The organism is Microbulbifer mixtoriginis (SeqCode), from assembly GCF_052466715.1.
Window position 1 is genome coordinate 2,290,013 of sequence record NZ_CP174288.1, and the last position, 19,652, is coordinate 2,309,664.

The 19,652-nt window shown below is 47.0% G+C and carries 12 protein-coding genes; 6 read left to right on the top strand and 6 right to left on the bottom strand.

What is annotated here, in order from left to right; genetic code table 11:
• Positions 1-45: 45 nt before the first annotated feature.
• From ACJJH9_RS10145 to ACJJH9_RS10155, 3 genes are all read left to right on the top strand, one after another.
• The gene (locus tag ACJJH9_RS10145; RefSeq protein WP_444925157.1) at positions 46-2,223 is read left to right on the top strand and encodes a heavy metal translocating P-type ATPase; all 2,178 of its coding nucleotides are present in this window, start codon (positions 46-48) and stop codon (positions 2,221-2,223) included.
• A 559-nt stretch (positions 2,224-2,782) separates the two neighbouring features.
• Positions 2,783-3,862: an efflux RND transporter periplasmic adaptor subunit gene (locus ACJJH9_RS10150; protein ID WP_444925158.1), complete on the top strand. Its 1,080-nt coding sequence runs from the start codon at positions 2,783-2,785 to the stop codon at positions 3,860-3,862.
• Positions 3,859-6,960, top strand: coding sequence for an efflux RND transporter permease subunit (locus ACJJH9_RS10155; protein ID WP_444925159.1), 3,102 nt, complete (start codon positions 3,859-3,861; stop codon positions 6,958-6,960). Before ACJJH9_RS10150 ends, ACJJH9_RS10155 begins: the two co-directional genes overlap by 4 nt.
• A 105-nt stretch (positions 6,961-7,065) precedes the next feature.
• Here ACJJH9_RS10155 and ACJJH9_RS10160 read toward each other — a convergent pair whose 3' ends face one another.
• Both ACJJH9_RS10160 and norR read right to left on the bottom strand, forming a co-directional pair.
• Complete coding sequence (locus tag ACJJH9_RS10160) at positions 7,066-7,977, bottom strand: hypothetical protein (RefSeq protein WP_444925160.1); 912 nt, start codon at positions 7,975-7,977, stop codon at positions 7,066-7,068.
• A 584-nt stretch (positions 7,978-8,561) separates the two neighbouring features.
• The gene (gene norR / locus ACJJH9_RS10165) at positions 8,562-10,148 is read right to left on the bottom strand and encodes a nitric oxide reductase transcriptional regulator NorR (RefSeq protein WP_444925161.1); all 1,587 of its coding nucleotides are present in this window, start codon (positions 10,146-10,148) and stop codon (positions 8,562-8,564) included.
• Between the two features lie 161 nt (positions 10,149-10,309).
• On the opposite strand from norR, the gene ACJJH9_RS10170 reads away from it, so the two are divergent.
• Both ACJJH9_RS10170 and ACJJH9_RS10175 read left to right on the top strand, forming a co-directional pair.
• The gene (locus ACJJH9_RS10170) at positions 10,310-10,561 is read left to right on the top strand and encodes a hypothetical protein (protein WP_252081748.1); all 252 of its coding nucleotides are present in this window, start codon (positions 10,310-10,312) and stop codon (positions 10,559-10,561) included.
• Between the two features lie 172 nt (positions 10,562-10,733).
• Positions 10,734-11,978, top strand: a complete 1,245-nt coding sequence (locus ACJJH9_RS10175; protein WP_444904873.1) for an MFS transporter — start codon at positions 10,734-10,736, stop codon at positions 11,976-11,978.
• 89 nt (positions 11,979-12,067) lie between these two features.
• Here the strand turns inward: ACJJH9_RS10175 and ACJJH9_RS10180 are convergent, their stop codons facing one another.
• Positions 12,068-13,708, bottom strand: coding sequence for an acetolactate synthase large subunit (locus tag ACJJH9_RS10180; protein WP_252081750.1), 1,641 nt, complete (start codon positions 13,706-13,708; stop codon positions 12,068-12,070).
• Positions 13,709-14,153: 445 nt separating this feature from the next.
• On the opposite strand from ACJJH9_RS10180, the gene ACJJH9_RS10185 reads away from it, so the two are divergent.
• Positions 14,154-16,043, top strand: coding sequence for a potassium transporter Kup (locus tag ACJJH9_RS10185; protein WP_444925162.1), 1,890 nt, complete (start codon positions 14,154-14,156; stop codon positions 16,041-16,043).
• Between the two features lie 54 nt (positions 16,044-16,097).
• Here ACJJH9_RS10185 and ACJJH9_RS10190 read toward each other — a convergent pair whose 3' ends face one another.
• The 3 genes from ACJJH9_RS10190 to ACJJH9_RS10200 all read right to left on the bottom strand — a co-directional run bounded on the left by ACJJH9_RS10190 (position 16,098) and on the right by ACJJH9_RS10200 (position 19,511).
• On the bottom strand, positions 16,098-16,871 hold the full coding sequence (locus tag ACJJH9_RS10190) for a penicillin-binding transpeptidase domain-containing protein (protein WP_444925163.1): 774 nt from the start codon (positions 16,869-16,871) through the stop codon (positions 16,098-16,100).
• 155 nt (positions 16,872-17,026) lie between these two features.
• Positions 17,027-18,337, bottom strand: a complete 1,311-nt coding sequence (locus ACJJH9_RS10195) for a hypothetical protein (protein WP_444925164.1) — start codon at positions 18,335-18,337, stop codon at positions 17,027-17,029.
• A gap of 367 nt (positions 18,338-18,704) precedes the next feature.
• Positions 18,705-19,511, bottom strand: coding sequence for a matrixin family metalloprotease (locus tag ACJJH9_RS10200; protein ID WP_444925165.1), 807 nt, complete (start codon positions 19,509-19,511; stop codon positions 18,705-18,707).
• Positions 19,512-19,652: the final 141 nt, after the last annotated feature.

The window sequence follows — 19,652 nt, forward strand, 5'->3', positions numbered from 1 at the left end:
GGATTGTAATGCTGGCTCACTCATTGAGCTATTCGAGAGTTAACCATGGGAAAACAGGATTCCACTTGCGGCTGTGGCAATAGCACTGAACCTCTACAACAACCGCTCGATAGTGGCGCCGGAAAAGATAGCGAAAGCTCCCTCTTCTCAATCACCAAAATGGATTGCCCCACCGAAGAAGGTTTGATCCGCGCCAAGCTCACCCCACTCGAAGGTATTTACAGCCTGGACTTTAACCTGGTGCAACGCATTTTGCGGGTTGGGCACGCTCCGGGTATGCAGCAACAGATCTTGGACATACTCGCCCCTCTGGATCTGGATGCCAGGGTCGCCTCCCCATCGGATACAGAAAATGCACCACCCGCAACCAAGGCCAATTGGTGGCTGCTGGGGGCGGCCGGCTTGGCGGCGCTCGCTTCTGAGGTGGTGTTTTGGTTACAGGGAGGAAACAGCTGGCTGGTCATGTTGCTGGCCTTAGCCGCCATTGCCGGCGGGGGGCTCTCTACTTACAAAAAAGGTTGGATCGCACTAAAGAACCGCAACCTGAATATGAATGCGCTGATGTCCATCGCGGTCACAGGCGCACTTTTGATTGGGCACTGGCCTGAGGCCGCCATGGTGATGGTGCTGTTCACCCTCGCCGAACTGATTGAGGCCAAGTCTCTGGACCGGGCCAGAAACGCTATTCGCGAGTTGATGGACCTGGCCCCGGAAACCGCCACAGTACTTCAGGGTGATGGCCAGTGGCGCGAGGTGAATGCAAAAACTGTTTCTCTCGGCGCCAAGGTCAGGGTGAGGCCCGGTGAGCGCATCGCCCTGGATGGCGAAGTAATAAAAGGCAACTCTGCGGTGAACCAAGCCCCAATCACCGGGGAGAGCCTTCCGGTAGATAAAGAAGCTGGAGACAGCCTCTTTGCCGGTAGCATCAATGAGTCTGGCGCCCTGGAATATAGGGTGACTGCCGTAGCCAGTGATGCCGTACTTGCCCGAATCATCCACGCGGTTGAGGAGGCACAAGGCAGCCGAGCGCCCACCCAGCGTTTCGTCGATCAGTTCGCGCGCTGGTATACCCCCTTGGTATTTGCGGTTGCCCTTGCCACAGCGTTAATTCCTCCGCTGTTTTTCTCCGGTGCCTGGATGGAGTGGATCTACCGCGCCCTGGTACTGCTGGTTATCGCCTGCCCCTGCGCCCTGGTCATTGCCACCCCGGTCACCATCGTCAGCGGCCTCGCAGCAGCAACAAGACACGGCACGCTGATTAAAGGGGGGGCATACCTCGAAGAGGGGCGCCGGCTGCGCTGGCTGGCCCTGGATAAAACCGGCACCATCACCCATGGTGCACCGCAGGTAACAGATTTTGCCCTGATAACTGGCAAAGATGAGGCGCGAGTTAAGCGCCTCGCCGCCAGCCTCGCCCACCGCTCCGATCACCCGGTTTCGAAGGCAGTGGCAGATTTTCTCAACGCCAGTGAAGACCCCTTGCTAGAAGTAGAAGCCTTTGAAGCCCTGGCCGGGCGCGGGATTCGCGGAGAGATTGAAGGCACAGGCTATTACCTGGGTAATCACCGCCTGGTGGAAGAATTGCGCGTTTGCAGTGAGGAGCTAGAGGATCGCCTCTCAAAACTGGAGTATCAGGGGAAAACAGTCGTTATGTTGGTGGATGCAAACCGTGTTCTGGCTCTGTTTGCCGTAGCCGATACGGTAAAAGAATCCAGCCGCAAAGCCATTGATGAGCTCCACCAATTGGGGGTGAAAACCCTGATGCTGACCGGTGACAATCAGCACACCGCCGATGCCATTGCCAAAGAAGTGGGCATAGATCGGGCCATGGGCAACCTGCTGCCAGAAGATAAACTCCGTGAAGTGGATTCCCTTGCCGGCCACGGCCGGGTCGGCATGGTGGGCGACGGCATCAATGATGCACCAGCCCTGGCGCGAGCCGATATTGGCTTCGCCATGGGCGCAACCGGCACCGATACCGCCATAGAAACGGCAGACGTTGCCCTGATGGATGACAACCTGGGTAAAATCGCCAGCTTTATCCGCCTCTCCCGTACGACAGCTCATATTCTTTGGCAAAACATTATCCTTGCCCTGGGTATCAAAGCGGTCTTTCTGGCACTCGCCTTTGCCGGTGAAGCCACTATGTGGATGGCAGTATTCGCCGATATGGGAACCAGCCTGCTGGTGGTTTTCAATGGGCTAAGACTGATGCGGAAGTGATCTCAAAACAAGACAATAAAAAAGTCTGGAAAATAGAAAAGACAGTACCAATTATTTAGTACGCAACCAGTCTATCCCGCAGAAGCTCTCTTTAAACCGGTGCTTGGATACGCAATTATTGATTGCCTTATTAACTAGCAAAATGGCGTATCGGCAAAAGCAGGCACCTTCGAGAGTTTCTTAGGACAATGCACAAGTGGTATGAAAAATCACTTTTAATATAAAGAAAGCAAAACGCAACATCATTGATGGCAACCTGCAGGCCTACCATAGAATATTTCGATTCCGCTTTAGCAAGACATGTCCAATGGCACTTAGGAAGTGTCTAACCAAAAAATTATGCTAGCAAAAAGCCCCCTCAAAAAACCGAGCAAATAGAACCTAATTCCAAACACCACTTATCCCCTTTAGGCCTCACCTTGTCGTAGGCCAATTGCAGGAAAATCAGCATCCCCATACCCTTTTGTCAACTACAACACTAAAGACATTAAGTCTCTTTAGCGCCAGATAGTCTCACCACAAACATTAATCTAAGAATAATATCGACTAGAGCCTCCGAATGCGAAACAGTCAATTTAGAGCATTTCTTGCCAGCAGCATCATTTCTACCACTCTATTTTCTAGCTCTAGTATTTTGGCAGATGATAGCCGTGCAGTACTCGTTGAGGCTGCACACCCGTGGCAACAGGCCATTAATACCAGATTATTTTGTTCGGTGTTATCTCCTCCGCTACATCAAGTCTCCAGCCACACTGAAGCCGAACTCACCCAAGTAAAACCCGTAGGATCAATTATTAAAGCTGGCGAGTTAGTAGCGGCACAGGATGGATTTTATCTCTCTCAGGAGATTGAGATTATTCGCACAGATATTGCAATAACACAAAGCCAGCTGATTTATGCGGAAGAAGAGCTGAGCAGACTGGAGAAGCTTAGCTCAGCAGACATGGTGTCTCCGTCCCACTTAAACAGCCTTAAGCTCAATGCTGAGACCTACCGGCTCACAAAGCAAAGACTCGAGCATCAGCTCACAACAGCCGAATACCGTTTAGAACGACTGCAACACTATGCAAGAACTGATAGTCAAGTTGTAAGTATAGAAGCCAACCCCGGTGAGAGACTGAATTCGGGGCAAAGAATCATGCAATTGCTGCCTCTGAAAGAAAATCAAATTGAGTGCAGCCTTCCCGAAGAAAAATTAAACAATGAAAATTTACTCAACAGCAGCTCCTTTACTTTTAGGGAGCAAAATATCCCTTTAAGAAATATTAGTCATACGGTCAATCCCGAAACGCAAAATCTCAACCTCTACTTTGAAACCGAATCAGAGCAGTTCCCGTCTCTATTGGTAGGACAGAGATTCGAAATAACGATGCAAACACCCCTCTCAACTAAAAACACGCGGGAGAGGGTAACAAAAGTTCCCAGTGATGCCGTAATACTAGAGGGCGACCAATATAAAGTCTGGACTCTAGACAGTGATCAAAGGGCGGTTAGTACCGAGGTTCAAATAATAGATACCTTGAAGGGGCACTTTGTTGTACGTTCAACCATTAAACCTGGAGATCTTGTAGTCGTTCTGGGTTATGAAGGCCTACAACCCAATGAAACTGTCTCTCCGACAAAAAGGGAAAACACATGAAATCCCTGGAAAAATACAGTTCATTTATTATAAGTTGCACTTTTGCCTTAATTGTTGCCGGTATTATTGCGGGCCTAAACTTACCTAACGCTCTACTCCCCACTATCAATCGCCCACAAATTGCACTGGCCATTCCTTGGCCGGGAAAGACAGCGGAAGAGATAGAACAGATATTAGTTGCACCACTTGAGCAGGAGCTATCGAGCCTAAGCTACCTGAAAGAAGTGCAGACAAATATCAACAGTGGCTTTGCCTGGGTCACGATTGACTTTCACTCTGAAGCAGATATGGAGCAAATGTATATTGAGGTACTCTCCAGAATTAATCAGGTACCCAACTGGCCCACACAAGTCCGCACACCCCAAGTTTTTAACTTTGCCAATGGTGCGGGGGCTACGCTGGCAACCTTCTTCCTCTACTCGAAGAAATCAGCCAGTGAGCTGGAATTAATTGATGCATTTTTAAACCACGTAAAGCCAGCCATCAGTAAAATCCCGGGAGTATCCTCTATAGAAGTTGCCGCTACGCCTATCGCTCAGCGTGTCGATATTGAGTTCGATCCAGAAAAGATGACTCAAAATTCCTTAAGTATTGCTGGGGTAACTGCACATCTTAATGATCTGGTGGACCGATCGGGCGGCAACCTGAAAATTGGCTCTAAAGACTATGCACTACACTTTAAGGGCCAAATCCCCCTAGATGAGCTCTCACAATTACCTATCGCCACACGTGGAAACCAGATTATACGGCTCTCTGACATTGCCTCTGTCAGTGCACGGCCTGCATCTGACTGGGCATATTTTGCCCTTGAGGGCAATCGATCCTTTTATTTTTACTTGCTCCCCACCGAAAACGTCAATGCTCTTGACACTATTGCACAGCTGAAATCAACCATGGCGGAGCTGAATAGTGGAGAGTTAGCTCGGTTAGACATGGAATTGGCCATAAGCCGTGATGACTCCAAAGGAATCCGAGACTCCTTGAATCTGGTGTACGGGAGCCTCCTTCTTGGATCATTGCTAGCCTGCTTGGTTTTGTACTGGTTTCTGCGCAATCTGAGAACGTTAACGTTAATATTCCTCAGCATTCCCGTATGCATCTCACTCGTCGTTGTGGGTATGTATATTGGGGGTAGAAGCATGAATGTTATTTCATTGGCAGGCATTGCTCTTTCTATCGGATTGATGGTAGATGCGGCAATTATTGTGGTGGAAAATATTCAAAGGCTTCGCCAGCAAGGCATTGGCACCCAGGAAAGCATTGTACAGGGAACACGAGAAGTTACAGGTTCTTTGGCATCATCAACGATATCAAGCGTCATTGTGTTCCTGCCTATTATTGCAATGCAATCTGCAACAGGCCAGTTATTTAGAGATCTCGCTTTTACAATCTCAAGCGCTTTACTCGCCTCATTGCTCTTTGCCTTATTAATACTACCTTCATTCGCAAGGTACATATTGGGCCATTCAAAAAAAATAAAGAAAGAATCTTCAAACACAAGAATTCTATTAGCCCTAAAAAGATGGGTTGCCCTTTCCATCAAAGCTACAGCTACCCCCAGACGGTCTATTACAGCCATTATTCTTGGGCTACCCATCGCAGCCATAGCTACCTATGTTTCCACACCATCCATAGATGTATTGCCAGACCCAAAACAGAATATGGTTTCTGTTTTCATCAACTTTGAGAGCGCACTAGCCACAGATGCTATTAGAACGGATTACGGAGAACGCGTGGTGAATCGAATCACCAACAACTTTAAGGAAATAGAAGATCATGTTTCCACTTACGGCATTATCTGCAACCCAAGCAATTGCAACCTCTATATGTATACCCAAGGCGATTGGGATTTTGAATCACTGCGGGAATGGATGAATGAGAAAGTACTCTATGGACTTGTAGGCACCCGTATCCATTTCAGACATGGGGGTCTTTTACGATTTGCAATGCCAAACAATCGAATAAGCCAACTGGATATTAAAGGGGCTGAACTTTCCAGGCTACAAATGGCTGGCACTGAGTTAATGAACCATCTGCGCGCAGAGTTTCCAGACGCACAAATCCAGGAGGGGAGCGCACTGCAAAACCGGGCTGTACGCATAGAGTTCCAACCTCGCCTGGATCAATTAACTTATTTAGGTATTACAGTTTCAGAGCTAAACCGCCAACTTATGGCTTTGACCGATGGGATATACATAGGCCATTTTTATACTGGCACTAACACGCTACCATTCTACTTCAAAGCAAAAGACCCTCAGAACCTGGTAGCACTTCTAAACACTGAAATATGGATTGATGGGCACGGCCTGATTCCTGTCCGTGAATTAGCAAGCGCGAAAATAACCCAAGCCCCTGCCAGTATTTTACGAGTTGGGCAAGAAGTCAGCGCATCGTTAAACCTAACCCCCCCAGAAGGGGTAGCAATGAAGTCATTTGTTGAAAATGTAGACCAATCGGTACAGTCCTTTTTAGCTGAAAGCTCCTATAGCGATTTGCACACTCAGTTCAGGGGCAGCGCAAACGAACTCAACTTGTTTCTAGTTGAATTTCTTAAAATATTCTTGGCTGCTCTCGCAGTACTCGCCCTGTTGATGTATTTTGCCCTAAGATCTGCAAAGCTAGCCGCGGCCGTGCTTTGCGCTATACCCCTCTCATTTGCCGGCGGGATGTTAAGTTTACAGCTATTAAACCTTTTCACCCCCCAAAGCCTTGATGTCATTACAATGATTGGTTTCGTAATTCTGATGGGGCTTGTAGTCAACAATGCAATACTATTAGTGAATCAATTTCAAAAGTCATTACAGACCGGGGCCAGTCAGCTAGAAGCTATTTATGCAGCAGCCAGCTTGCGCGCTCGTCCCATTATGCTAACAACAATCACCTGTATCTTTGGCAACCTGCCTTTGGTGTTAAACCCAGGGAGCAGCGCTGCAATTTATCGAGGCCTGGCGACGGTGATTACTGGCGGGATGATATTTAGCGCTCTGTTTGTTTTAGCCTTTATGTCTGCACTACTCTCACAAAAGCTGTTCCGCTCTGAGCTACAGAGTTTTACTCAAAAGGCCGACTTGGAAGTGCCCGAACCTGCTAGCGCGTAACATAAGGGTGGCGACCAATTAATCTAACCTGTGCTGGCAATAACAACCAAAATGTCAGCACAGGTATATCTCGCCTATCTCTAATCTGCTATAGAGATTTGTTTATTATCCTGCCAACCTATCCCTAAGGGCCTCTATAAAGCTCTTAGGACTATCCACCCCAATATAAACTTTCTCAATAATTGTATCTTTCAGCCTCACCCCAACAACAACGTTAGGATTGCCGGAAAAGTTATAGCGTTTAATATCTCTTTTCCTTTTAATATATCCAACACTTTCATCAACAAACTGGATATCACTAATTGCGATTATTTTACTATTCAGAATCCCAAAGCGCACAATCAGGCTGTCCGGTGTAATCGATATTGGCCTTCTAGATATAGAGCGATAATCGGCAACTAAGAACAGCAACCCCAGAATGCTGAGCAAACTGATAATATTGGCCGCCGTGGTAGACCACGCAAAGTAAACAATGAGATGAACGATAGGCAACTCCAGCAGTATCAAATAGATGAAACCAAGAGCTGTACTTTGTGCACCGTCTTTTGAGTGATAACTGAAATGTTGACCACCCTCATATTGCTCAATGCTGATGGACTTGGCGAAAAACAAAAACATCCACATCCGGGTCTCAAACATTAAAATTCTGGATAGAACTCCACTACCAACATACTTCTGAACAGACATTTCAATGGCAGCATCAGGGTCTTCCTGCCTATTTAAGGCTAGCCGTATTGCCAAAACCATGGAGATAACTGCGAAGGCCTCCAGCGTAAGAAAGCCCACAAGCAGTAGATATCTGGCAGACTCCAGGTATGGCCATATAATCTTACTTTCATCTGGGATTATAAAACTGCCAATGAGAATAGCGAGACAGGCATATACAGCGGCCTTCATCAGTGCCTGTCTTCTCTCATTGATACACACTAGACACAAAATTGGGAGTACCAGCAGGCCATCAATTAAGAACAGCCATTCATGATTTGCCTTGCCAAAATCATTAAATTGTGTGTTCATACTATAATAGACACCCCATGAGACGGAGATAATAACCAGGAAAATGAAAGGCAGAACTCTCCTTATCTCCATATTCATAAGCATCCTTTTTTGTATTTATTTAAATAGAAAACGGATAATGTGGGGCAAATACAAGTACCGCTGTATCAATCACCCATTGGTAGACTGAAATAGCTAAAGCTATATTGCCCTAAATCAACATAGGCGCTCAATGTTAACTCCGTATGGGATTGTAAACAATACAGGTTAAAAGGCTGTTTCCTAGAGCCTTCTGAAGCATGTACAAGACTGTGAAGACCAACATGAATCAGCAACTCATTTGTATGGCCGGCGAAGATTTTTATACACCCTACATCTTATTTCCCCAATGCATCGGCATACGCAAACAGAGATAGCTTCGCCAGATTGGGACCGCTCAATATACAGCAATAAAATCATCGTTTGTGTAAATTACGGAAATGGCTTTTGTCTTTATATTCAGGGCCGTGATAGTGAAAGTAACCACTTCAAACCCAATCGCTATTAAGAACTTAATATCCCTATTCATCCATATCCCATAGCAACCTATATTGCTCAAAGCTTCATCAATTTACGCCCACAACCTCTTTTTTAATATAGATACCCAGACGTTTTGCAAGGCGGACCAAGTTGCCCCTATCCATAGAGAGTGATTTCGCTGCCCTACTCCAATTCCCGTCGCTCTGGGTCAATCTATGCTTTATAAGATCCCGCTGATATTCTTCAGTGGCTGCCCTGAGATTTAATACCCCTAGCTGTGGCTGAACGGGCTTCTCAAACTCTGGTTGCGCCGCTATGTCATCCGGAATCTCTATATGTGCCGCTGTCAGCGATACTATTTCAGAGAGTGATGCGTTTTTTCTTGCCTTGAGCGCTGCGCGGCTGATGATATGCTCCAGCTCTCTCACATTTCCAGGCCAGCTATAACGCTTTAATTTACTGGAAGCATCTGCTGATAGCCGCAGCTGACGGAAGCCAAGCTTCCTCGTGGAGCGCTCCAGAAAATAATCTGCCAGCAGGAGAACATCATTTTCTCTCTTTGATAGTGCGGGTACTTCCAGAGGATAAACAGAGAGACGGTGATACAAATCGGCCCTGAATCCACCTAAGTCGATTTCTTTGAGCAAATCCCGATTGGTAGCGGCCACTATACGCAAATCTACATGCTGTACCGCATCCTTACCAACAGGCTGAATTTCACCACTTTGCAGTACCCGCAGCAGTTTGCCCTGAACTGATAAAGGCAGTTCACCCACTTCATCCAGAAAAAGTGTCCCGCCGTTTGCCAATAGAAACTTTCCTGGGCGATCCCGATCAGCGCCAGTAAAAGCCCCCTTCGCATGCCCGAATAACTCCGCTTCTGCCAGTGTTTCTGTTAAGGAGGCGCAGTTGAGATAGACAAGAGGTTTTTCCCGGCGAGATGACAGCCGATGTACTGTGCGGGCAACCAGCTCCTTACCCACCCCAGTTTCCCCTAGAATAAGCACGCTATAGTCAGACCCTGCAACTAATTCAATATCACTTCGCAAGGCCCTCATCACTTGGCTTTCGCCGATTAACTCACCGCCATCCCGCAGAAAGGCTTCCTGGGTCAACTCTTTCACCAATTGTTCGGCATGTTCAGCAGAAAGGGACAGCGCTTTTAGCTCCAAAGCCGTTTTGAGAGTAGCGGCTGAGAGTGCTGCGATTAGCTCAAGCGTTCGATCGCTAATCAGGCTATAGGCGTCTGAGGTCATACTATCCAAAGTAAGCAGCCCCACTAGATGATTGTCAGAATAGAGCGGCAAACCGAGACAGGAGTGCACCGGTAGGTCCCCTTCCCTATCCAGTAGTAAGCCATCAAAAGGGTCCGGCAGATTGCAATCAGAGGGGAAGCGAACGGGAGCATCAGAACTGCAGATTTGCGCTAGGCGGGGATGCTCGTTAATTAGGAAACGCCGCCCCATAGTACGCCTGGCCAAGCCCTGCACAGCCAGGGGGGTAAGCACCTCTCCATTCAGCCCCAGCAAGGCCACCGCATCACACTTAATTGCCTTGCGGATGGTAGAGAGCAGTCGTTCAAATCGGTCACTATTATTCAGGCTATTTGCGAGATCCAGAGCAACTTCAAGCAGTAGAGTAGAATTGATATCCACCATATCCCACCAAGTCAATAAGCTTCTTTTGTGTCATTATGACATGGTCACCATGTAGGTCAAATTGACACAAACAAATATCATAATCACCCTAAGTTATTGATTTATAAGGAATTATTAAGCTGGCATAACATTTGCCTAATAACCATTGAGGTTATTTAGTAATAGAGGCGAAGACAATGCTGGACACATACACTTTAAAAATTCGCAGGCGTTTTGAACTCTTGCTCAAGGCCGGAAATCTCACCCTGTTGCTCTCTACCCCCCTGCTATTACTCACCGTTGTCATCTGCTACCCACTCTCCCATTATTTTTCTATCCCAGCCCAAGTAGCGGGCCATATTTTTATGATTATCAGCGCAACGTTTATCAAGATTGGCTATGTCAGCCGCTGCGTTGCGCAATACAACCTGTGCCAGGAAGTGCGCTAACTGATCACGCCGAGCTTCTCGCCTCCATCCCCTTTGGGGGCGACCTTTGTAGCTTTCAAACTTTCCACACCATCACCTCAGCAGCCCCATCTAACAACTACCTCAGTGCTATCTTCTCTTCAGGGCCATCAACCCTGCACAGCGATCAATACAAACCCCATAAGGAAACTCGATGTCTGCAATGAGCCGTCTGGCCCTGCTGGCTGTGGTATTTATCGACTTGATGGGTCAAGGACTGCTATTCCCCATCATTAATGAACTGGTCATGTCCACCAAGTTTCAATTCCTGCCTACAGACACCGCACAATCCACCCGCCACCTCTACTATGGCATTGTTATCAGTAGCTTTTTTTTAGCTTGGTTTATTGGGGCGGTGTATATCGCTAAGTTATCTGACAGTATCGGCCGAAAAAGCGCGATGGTACTTTGCTTGGTCGGTGCCCTGGCAGGCTATGCCATTACACTCGCTGCCTTATTTGCCAGCAGCCTGTGGTTGCTGATTCTTGGGCGCGTGGTCAGTGGATTTACTGCCGGTAACCAGCCCATTGCCCAAGCGGCAATGATTGATGCAAGCCGCGATGAACTGGATGCTTCAAAAAACTTGGGGTTACTGGTGGCGGGAATGAGCGCGGGAGCAGTTGCGGGACCAATTATCGCTGGAGTCTTAGCCGACAAGGCCCTGCTCGGTAATATTGCAAGCATTCAACTGCCTTTTTATTTTGCGCTACTTTTGGTTGCTATCACCCTCGGCCTAATTCTGCTCTTTTATCACGATAGCCGCCCCCCGACTTCGCCTATTCAATTGCGCTTATCTGACTTATTCAGGCAATTTGCACACCTCAAAGAGAGGCCCTTAGTCATCAGGCTTTGCCCAGCTTACCTAAGTTTTATGCTGGTTCACCTCAGTTTTTATATCTTTATCACCAACTATCTCAGCAGCCGCTTTGGCCTCGGCTTACTGGGAACCAGTATGGCCATGCTATTCATGGGAATCGCCGTGGGTACTTCCAGTATCTTTTTGGTTAAACCCGTGCTGTCTAAGTGGGGCAAGCCACTGGTTATCAAGGTATCGGCATTGACCATGGGGGCCTGTGCGCTGGTTTTTGCTTTCAGTAACCAGGTTTGGCTTTGTTACTTGAGTGTGTTTCTCGCCTACTTGTGCTTTGGACTAGCCTATCCGGCACTACTGAACTTGTTTGCCAATAGTGTGGATGAGAGCGAACAGGGATGGGTAATGGGTATCGCCACAGCGGGCTTCACCATTGTGGCCACCCTTATCTCACTATTGGGTGGCGGCGCTATGGAAATTAATATCCGACTACCATTTTTTATCACTGCCATTGCGGCCGTTTTCGTTTTGATACTGAGCTGGTTCAGTTGGCGTAGCAGTGCAATGAAAAAAATTGTTGATCGATGAAGCCTCCTGAATACTATCACGGCATCACTGCGGCCCAGAGCTTGAAATGAGGCCGCAGAAATACCGTGAACTCGCGTTGCTACCTCAAGCTATAGCTTGCTCGCCAAGTCCTTAATTTCGTGATTCAGTATTCGATCGTTATGGCTGTAGTCCATGGGAACCTCTATCAAATGTACCCCACCCTCCCGACAGCACTTCTCAATCATCGGTTTCAATTCATCTGTTGCCTGTATACGATGCCCTTCGGCACCATAAGATTTCGCATAAGCCACAAAATCAGGATTGGTAAAATCGAGACCAAAATTCTTAAGCCCCATCATGGACTGCTTCCATTTGATCATGCCATAGGCATCATCGCGCAAAATCAACACAATTAAGTCCAGCTTCAGGCGAACAGCGGTTTCTATTTCTTGGGAGTTCATCATAAAACCCCCGTCCCCACAGATAGCCACCACCCGGCGATCGGGACAAACCAGCTTGGCCGCCATGGCCGATGGCAAACCAGCTCCCATAGTGGCCAGCGCATTATCCAAAAGTACGGTATTCGGAAAGTAAGCGGGATAATTGCGGGCAAACCAGATCTTGAACATGCCATTATCAAGGGCAATCACGCCCTTCTCTGGCATCACCTCACGCACATCTCTTACTAGTCGCTGGGGTCTGATGGGGAAAGTATCTGCACTCGAACCCTCCTCAATATGCTTCTGCAAGGCAGCACGGATGCGGTGAGCATCGCTAAAACTCCAGTGCTCTTGTGGCTCTAGGTGTTCCTGCAGCTGCCACAGACTGTTGGCGATATCACCGATCACTTCTATCTGCGGGAAATACACCGGGTCTACCTGGGCCGCATTGAAGTTAATATGTACCACTTCTGGCCCACCAGGGCGCATAAAGAACGGGGGCTTCTCTACAACATCGTGACCTACGTTAATGATCAGATCTGCCTGCTCAATAGTGCGATGAATAAAGTCACCATCGGATAAGGCCGTATTGCCAATAAAGTGCGGCCCCGATTCATCGATCACTCCCTTACCCATCTGCGTGGTAATTGCGGGGATTCCCAGCTTTTCCACAAATTTTCTCAACATCTTCGACGTTAGCTTTCTGTTCGCGCCGGCGCCGATCAGCAGTAGAGGCTTGCGAGAGCTGGCGATAGCCTCAGCCGCCTTACGAATGGCTTTTTCTTCAGCAATGGGACGGCGCTGATAGCTGATGTCGAGCACCGGCATGGCGGAATGCTCCCGGGCGATATCCTCAGGAAACTCCAAGTGCGTGGCCCCTGGCCGCTCTTCCTCTGAGAGACGAAAGGCTTCGCGCACATACGCCGGCACATAATCCCCTCCCACAATCGTTTTTGTGTACTTGGTAAGGGGCCGCATCATGTCGACGATATTAATAATTTGAAATTGTCCCTGCTTGGAACTCTTAATAGGTTTCTGCCCAGTAATCATCACCATAGGCATCCCTCCCAGCTGAGCATAAGCAGCCGCGGTAACCAGATTAGTGGCACCTGGCCCCAGGGTTGCCAAACACACACCAGATTTACCGGTAAGGCGGCCATAAGTGGCCGCCATAAAACCAGCGGCCTGCTCGTGACGAGTAAGGATTAACTGTATTTTGGAGCCCCGCAAAGACTCCAGCATATCCAGGTTTTCCTCGCCGGGAATACCAAAAACATACTCAACCCCCTCGGCTTCCAGGGCGCGCACAAATAGATCGGATGCTTTCATAGGGGCGTCTCTCGTCGTTGTAATCACTCATGATTTGGCCGGAAATGGGGTATTCGACACTTCTTTCTTTGCTTTTTTACTTGCTAGCCTAAAACCTGATCCAGCATTCCCCACACCCATGGGGCAGAGTCAGTATTTTGCACGTACGGATGCAAAACCCCTCTGAGTTTTAGCACAGGATGACTCCTTCGGAGACCGCAAACTCCAGTTTTCCTATTAGTCCAGTTTGGAAGACTACTTTGCATGGCAAATTTGCCCATGCCAGCGGCTTGCTAATATCTTTCAACGGAGAACTGGATCTGGATAGGCGGACCCCATGGACCACAAGAGTGAAAGCAGTAAATTGATATTGCCAATCCCGACTCAGCCCGCCACAACAGCCCCACAATCTATTCTAATGCCAGCAGATCGAGAAAGCTCGGCCGTCTTTTGATAGCAGCCCCTTATGAAAAGCAAAGAGAAGACTCGCAAGGGAAAATGGTTTCTATCGCTGGCGGCGCTCGGCGTGGTTTTCGGAGACATAGGCACCAGCCCCCTGTACGCGGTTAAATTGATCTTCCACTCAAGGCTCAATATTCCTTTAACTGAGGCCAATATACTCGGTGGCGTTTCAACGATCTTCTGGGCCCTGATACTGATCGTGACAATCAAATATGTGACATTGATAATGCGGCTGGATAATCGTGGGGAAGGCGGCATCATGGCACTGATGACGCTGGCAATGGATGCCACAGAAGGGCGAAAATACCTCCAATGGTTTGTAGTTACCGCCGGTATACTTGGCTCCGCACTTTTCTTTGGGGATGCCATTATTACCCCAGCGATCTCTGTACTCTCGGCTATAGAGGGGCTTGAGGTTGGAAATCAGACACACCAATCTCTAGTAGTGCCTATCTCCATTGGAGTCTTAATTTGCCTCTTCTCAGTTCAGCGCTACGGTACCTCTACCGTAGGAACACTATTTGGACCCATCACTGCTCTCTGGTTCCTCACACTTTTAGTGGCTGGTGTATCCAGCATCATCAACAACCCCCAGATTCTCCATGCGATCAACCCCGAACATGCCCTGAGATTCCTCACCAGTCATGGTTTTAGCTCATTTTTGGTATTAGGCGCTGTTCTTCTGGTTTTTACCGGGGCTGAGGCACTTTACACCGATATGGGCCACTTCGGCCGCAGCCCAATCAGAATGGCATGGTTGGGATTGGTTTTTCCCGCTCTTTTTCTGAACTACATGGGACAAGGTGCACTGTTGATGAGCCATCCCCATGCAGTCGACAATCCCTTCTACCGCATGTTTCCCAGTTGGGGGCTTTACCCGGTAATCATACTTGCCACCGCCGCCACAGTTATTGCCTCTCAAGCCTGTATTACCGGCAGCTTCTCCTTGGCCAAACAAGCAATGCAGCTAGGGCTTTTACCCCGTCTTACCCTTCGTCATACCTCAGCTCATCTTGAGGGGCAGATATTTATGCCAGGTGTTAACAGACTGCTTATGATTTTAGTGATAGGAGCGGTAGTGAGTTTCGGCTCATCCACCAATTTAGCCGCTGCCTACGGTGTTTCCGTAAGCGGCGCCATGTTGATAAGTACTTGCCTGGCCGCAGTTGTATACCGCATTCAATTAAAATGTCACTTACTACTTTGTCTATCAGTGGCGGCCTTCTTTATCTTCATAGATCTCGCCTTTTTCTCCTCCAGCTTGCTAAAAATTAGTCATGGTGGCTGGTTTCCTCTCGGTTTAGGTGCCATAGCCTGTATCTCAATGTTCACCTGGAGAGATGGCAGGGAAGCCTTAGCACTGCAACTTCAGCGGCAAGAATTCAAACTGGAGCCTTATCTAACCGCCCTGCTGAAGAAAAACCCTATAAGAGTGCCTGGAACTGCAGTATTCCTGACCTCCAGACAGCTATCCACTCCCCACGCACTGATTTATAACCTGAAGCACAATAAAGTATTACACGAAAACTTACTGTTCATTACTGTATCATTTGTGAATGCTCCACGGGTAATGCCTGGCAACCGGTATATCCTCAGCGAAATCCGTGAAAACTGCCACTACTTACTTTTACGCTATGGCTACATAGAGCAGCCGGATATTTGGAAGGTTTTAAAGCGGCTACGCCTTAAGAAAGAGCTGGATATCGACCCCAATAAAGCTTCATATTTTTTAACAAGACAAACCATCACCCCAACCAAGCAGGAGGATAGCCGTATGTTCTTATGGCGAGAGCGGTTGTTTGCGGTTATGTTCCGCAATGTGAGTAGCGCTGTAGAGTATTACCGTATTCCTATGAGCCGCGTGATAGTAATGGGCGAAAAAATCCGAATTTAATTTAAACGATAAAGCAGTAATGGGAAATCATTAACTTATTTATAAAGCGGGAATCTAAATCACTCCGAGCCGTGACAAGTGTTGTCGGGCAAACTGAATCCTTCTCTGCTGTACTTCGGCAAAACTCTTACCATCTATATTGACTGCAAAAAAATACATATTGTTGCCAGTTTCCACTACGCCAACATACCAACCCAAAGCAAATTCATCATTAATCTGCCCGCCTCCCGTTTTTGCATAGAGCTTGTACGAGCCTGTCTCCTCTACCAACATAACTTCTTTGAATAAAGAGAGAGAGTCATCAGAAATAGGCAGGGCTCCAGAAAATAGCTTTTGCAAGAAATTCACCTGCTCCTTGGCCGATATCTTCAGGCTCCCATTTAGCCAAAATTTATCCAAACCAGAGGAGATATCCCTGTTGCCATATTCGAACTGAATCAAATAATGACTCATTCTCTTCCTGCCTATTTGAGAGGCTAATTGCCGATAAATAGGCACTGCGGAATTTTGAAAAGCCGCCCGGATGGGTAGCGGCTTGTCGTACCAAATACTGGGCCACCATCGCTGAGCCGGATACTTTAAGTGGTCATAGGTTAATTCCTGTACAAGGCTGCGGACCAAACCAGCGTCTAATGCAATCAGAGTGTTAGGCACCTTAAAGGTTGAGAACGGCGTGAGCCTTACATCGGCTCTCTTTTCATTGATGATTGAGTAAGTGGCCTCTTTGTGATTTTTCAGTACAAATGTGCATGATTTGCCACATTCGATATGCTCGGAAGACCAGGCGAGACTACTAAAGAGCAGAAATAATAATACGATTGCTTTCAATTTAAACTTCCCAGAGGTACTGGTTAATAAAATATCTGATCAGGGTAGCAATCATAAACGATCCTGCCGCATTCTCACCTGCCTTCATTTAAAGAGTACTCCGACACAGAGGTTGCACAGGTAGCTGTTACCAGCATCGAAAACTGCGCAAAGAGCTATTCTACCCTTCGACTCGACTGAATTAGCTTTGCTAATGCCTTGTGGGCATCAACAAGGCCCAATCCGGTATTATTGGCACCTAAGTGGGATCGCCTTGCCGTACCCTGAAGCGACTGCGCTACCAATGGCACAGCCTCACCGCTGGAGTACCCATAATGATCCGCTGCATCCAATAGCAACGCGCTGATAGCCGCCAACTGTGGTGCGGCAAAAGAGCTACCGGATTCAAAGTTATGGCTTGAAACTGAGTAAACTGCATCTCCCGAAATAGCAAAGCTCCGCTTGATCGCCAAGGGGTTATAACCAGGAACCGTGGCAGTTAAAGAGACTTCGTTGGAGAATGGCTGCAAATTGATCGCAAACATCAAGTTTTGACTGCCTGGAGCACCTTGATTTTGCTGTAAAAAGGCCTTGATCAGATCCAGGTCATAGGTAAAAAAACTTCCCAGCGGAGGAAGGCCTAGACGCTTGCGAACATCCGTATTCTCACCTTCCAGGTCAGTACCTGTATTCCCAATTGACTTGGTAAATAATTTGGATTGCAAAATATGCGATAGATGCTCAGAGAACTCCGGATCCAGCTGATCATTGGTGATATGAAAAGCCCGACTCATATTAATTACATCAATATCATCTCGGTTACGCATGTAAGCCATGGCTTCATTGTACGTTTTGCTTTCAGTACTTATGGGTACAATAGTAGCCTTGGGCGCAATATCAAGGATAATATCAATAACGGTATTGCCATGCAGGAAGGTAATGGGATCACCAAATTGAACTTCGGCTTCGATATTAGGGTGCCGCTCGCGCTGTTCCTGTAAACGAACAGGATCAAACAAATCAAACACCCCAATGACAATGCCCTCACCGTCAAAATGCCGTACCAAATTCTGATGCTTGAGGTTGTAGCTAGGCACATAGGGATACAGAAATTCATTAAGCTCCATCCGGAACATATCTAAATCCGCAATAGCAGTTTCAAAAGTTAACCTGTTCTCTTCTTGGTAATCTTCCGGCTGAAAGGTATATAAAAGTTCGGCGAGCACGATAAACTCAGTGATAGACTGACCCCACTTGTGCATTTTCAATTCATCAACCATATAAAGCGACTTAGCCCACCCCTGATACTGGTCAAAATCAGCGGCCAAATAATCATCGAGTATTGGAGTAACAGGCTCCTCCCAAGGCCAGGGTGTTAGCTCTTTGACAACCTGTAAAGAGGCCCTGGCTTGATCTACGTTGGGATCTGATGCAAAGACCTTTACACTCAATACAATCAGCAACACCACAAGTACTATCTTATTCAAAACTACTTCCTTTTTATTGAAATTTATTTTGGATATAAGCTTGAAAAACTAATTACTAAGAGCTTTATAGAGCAATCATTGCCTTATACAGCGTAGCCTCTTAGTAGAAATAAATAGGAGCATGGAATAGGCTCAAAGACAACCTGTCGATGAAAATTTTTGATGCCTTAACTTTAACCACCAACAATTAAGAAGCCTAACTATACATTACCTCACACACTCATTGTCGAAGCCTACATCTCAGCTTCTACCATTGAAAATGAGGAGCTTATTCAATCCGCACACAAACCTAACGCTCTCGGCTCAACCTAAATTGGATGTAAATCCTCGCCTTAATAGTTCCACCAATGTTAGAGGGTTTTAGAACTTACCCAGTTGAAACCTCAACGAAAACAGATGTCTGTTCAATAGCGTCATGATATGGTTTAACAAATCTAATTTGCGTCCCATCAATTTCGGTCAACTGCTTAGACCAAGCTAAATCATAAAGAGTTTTCAAATCATTCTTATCAGCTTCAGTGAGCTCACTTTTTTCCCCATAATTCATGATGGAGAATGGCTTGTGCGTACCATAGATCACACTGGGCCAAGCTTTCTCTTTCAAATCAGCAAAGAAATGCCTTAATCCAAATATATGGCCCAGCTCGTGAATCATAGTATCAACCTGCTCTTTCCGACTTTGTTCAAACATTGTAGGAAAGAGTACCAATTCATTACGCCCAGAATTAGGAAAAAAGGCACGCGCTAATGTACAGCCTACCACACTACAACTTTCTACAGGCTCTACTCTAATTTTAAAGTCCCAAACATTTGGGTTCTCATTAAATTTGACCGGAGAAGCATCCCCCCACTTTAACAAGGCCTCCCCAAGTAGAGCCCGAATATAGTTTTTTACTTCGTCTGGGTTTTTAAAATACCGCAAAGACTCTTCATCAAATTTCCACCTAAGAGTTACATCTTTCCCCCAAAGGGGGATGTACCCCTCTCCACTGTGCAATACTAAATCCAGCGGGGATCTATTTTCTAAGGCAGGATATCCCACTTTATCAGTGACACAAATCTTATTCTCACCATACTTATGAACAATAGGCTCGACGCAAGAATCACATTCTTTTTTTGACTTAAGTTCCAGATGGAGAGTTTCATTTGAATAGCTGCTATTGTCTGATGACACTGTAATCCACCAATATAAAACATTAAAGAAACTTAATTAAAACGATAATACATGTTTAGTAAAACGCGGGGATATAGGTGATTTCTCGCAGCAGAATCCTTTCGAAACAATAATAGAACCTCATAATCTATGCCATAGCAC

What these genes read in the sequence shown, in the direction of transcription:
- ACJJH9_RS10150 (WP_444925158.1), top strand. Translation starts at nt 2,783, where the DNA reads ATGCGAAACAGTCAATTTAGAGCATTTCTTGCCAGCAGCATCATTTCT.
- ACJJH9_RS10180 (WP_252081750.1), bottom strand. Translation starts at nt 13,708, where the DNA reads ATGAAAGCATCCGATCTATTTGTGCGCGCCCTGGAAGCCGAGGGGGTT.
- ACJJH9_RS10160 (WP_444925160.1), bottom strand. Translation starts at nt 7,977, where the DNA reads ATGAACACACAATTTAATGATTTTGGCAAGGCAAATCATGAATGGCTG.
- ACJJH9_RS10170 (WP_252081748.1), top strand. Translation starts at nt 10,310, where the DNA reads ATGCTGGACACATACACTTTAAAAATTCGCAGGCGTTTTGAACTCTTG.
- ACJJH9_RS10145 (WP_444925157.1), top strand. Translation starts at nt 46, where the DNA reads ATGGGAAAACAGGATTCCACTTGCGGCTGTGGCAATAGCACTGAACCT.
- ACJJH9_RS10155 (WP_444925159.1), top strand. Translation starts at nt 3,859, where the DNA reads ATGAAATCCCTGGAAAAATACAGTTCATTTATTATAAGTTGCACTTTT.
- ACJJH9_RS10175 (WP_444904873.1), top strand. Translation starts at nt 10,734, where the DNA reads ATGTCTGCAATGAGCCGTCTGGCCCTGCTGGCTGTGGTATTTATCGAC.
- ACJJH9_RS10185 (WP_444925162.1), top strand. Translation starts at nt 14,154, where the DNA reads ATGAAAAGCAAAGAGAAGACTCGCAAGGGAAAATGGTTTCTATCGCTG.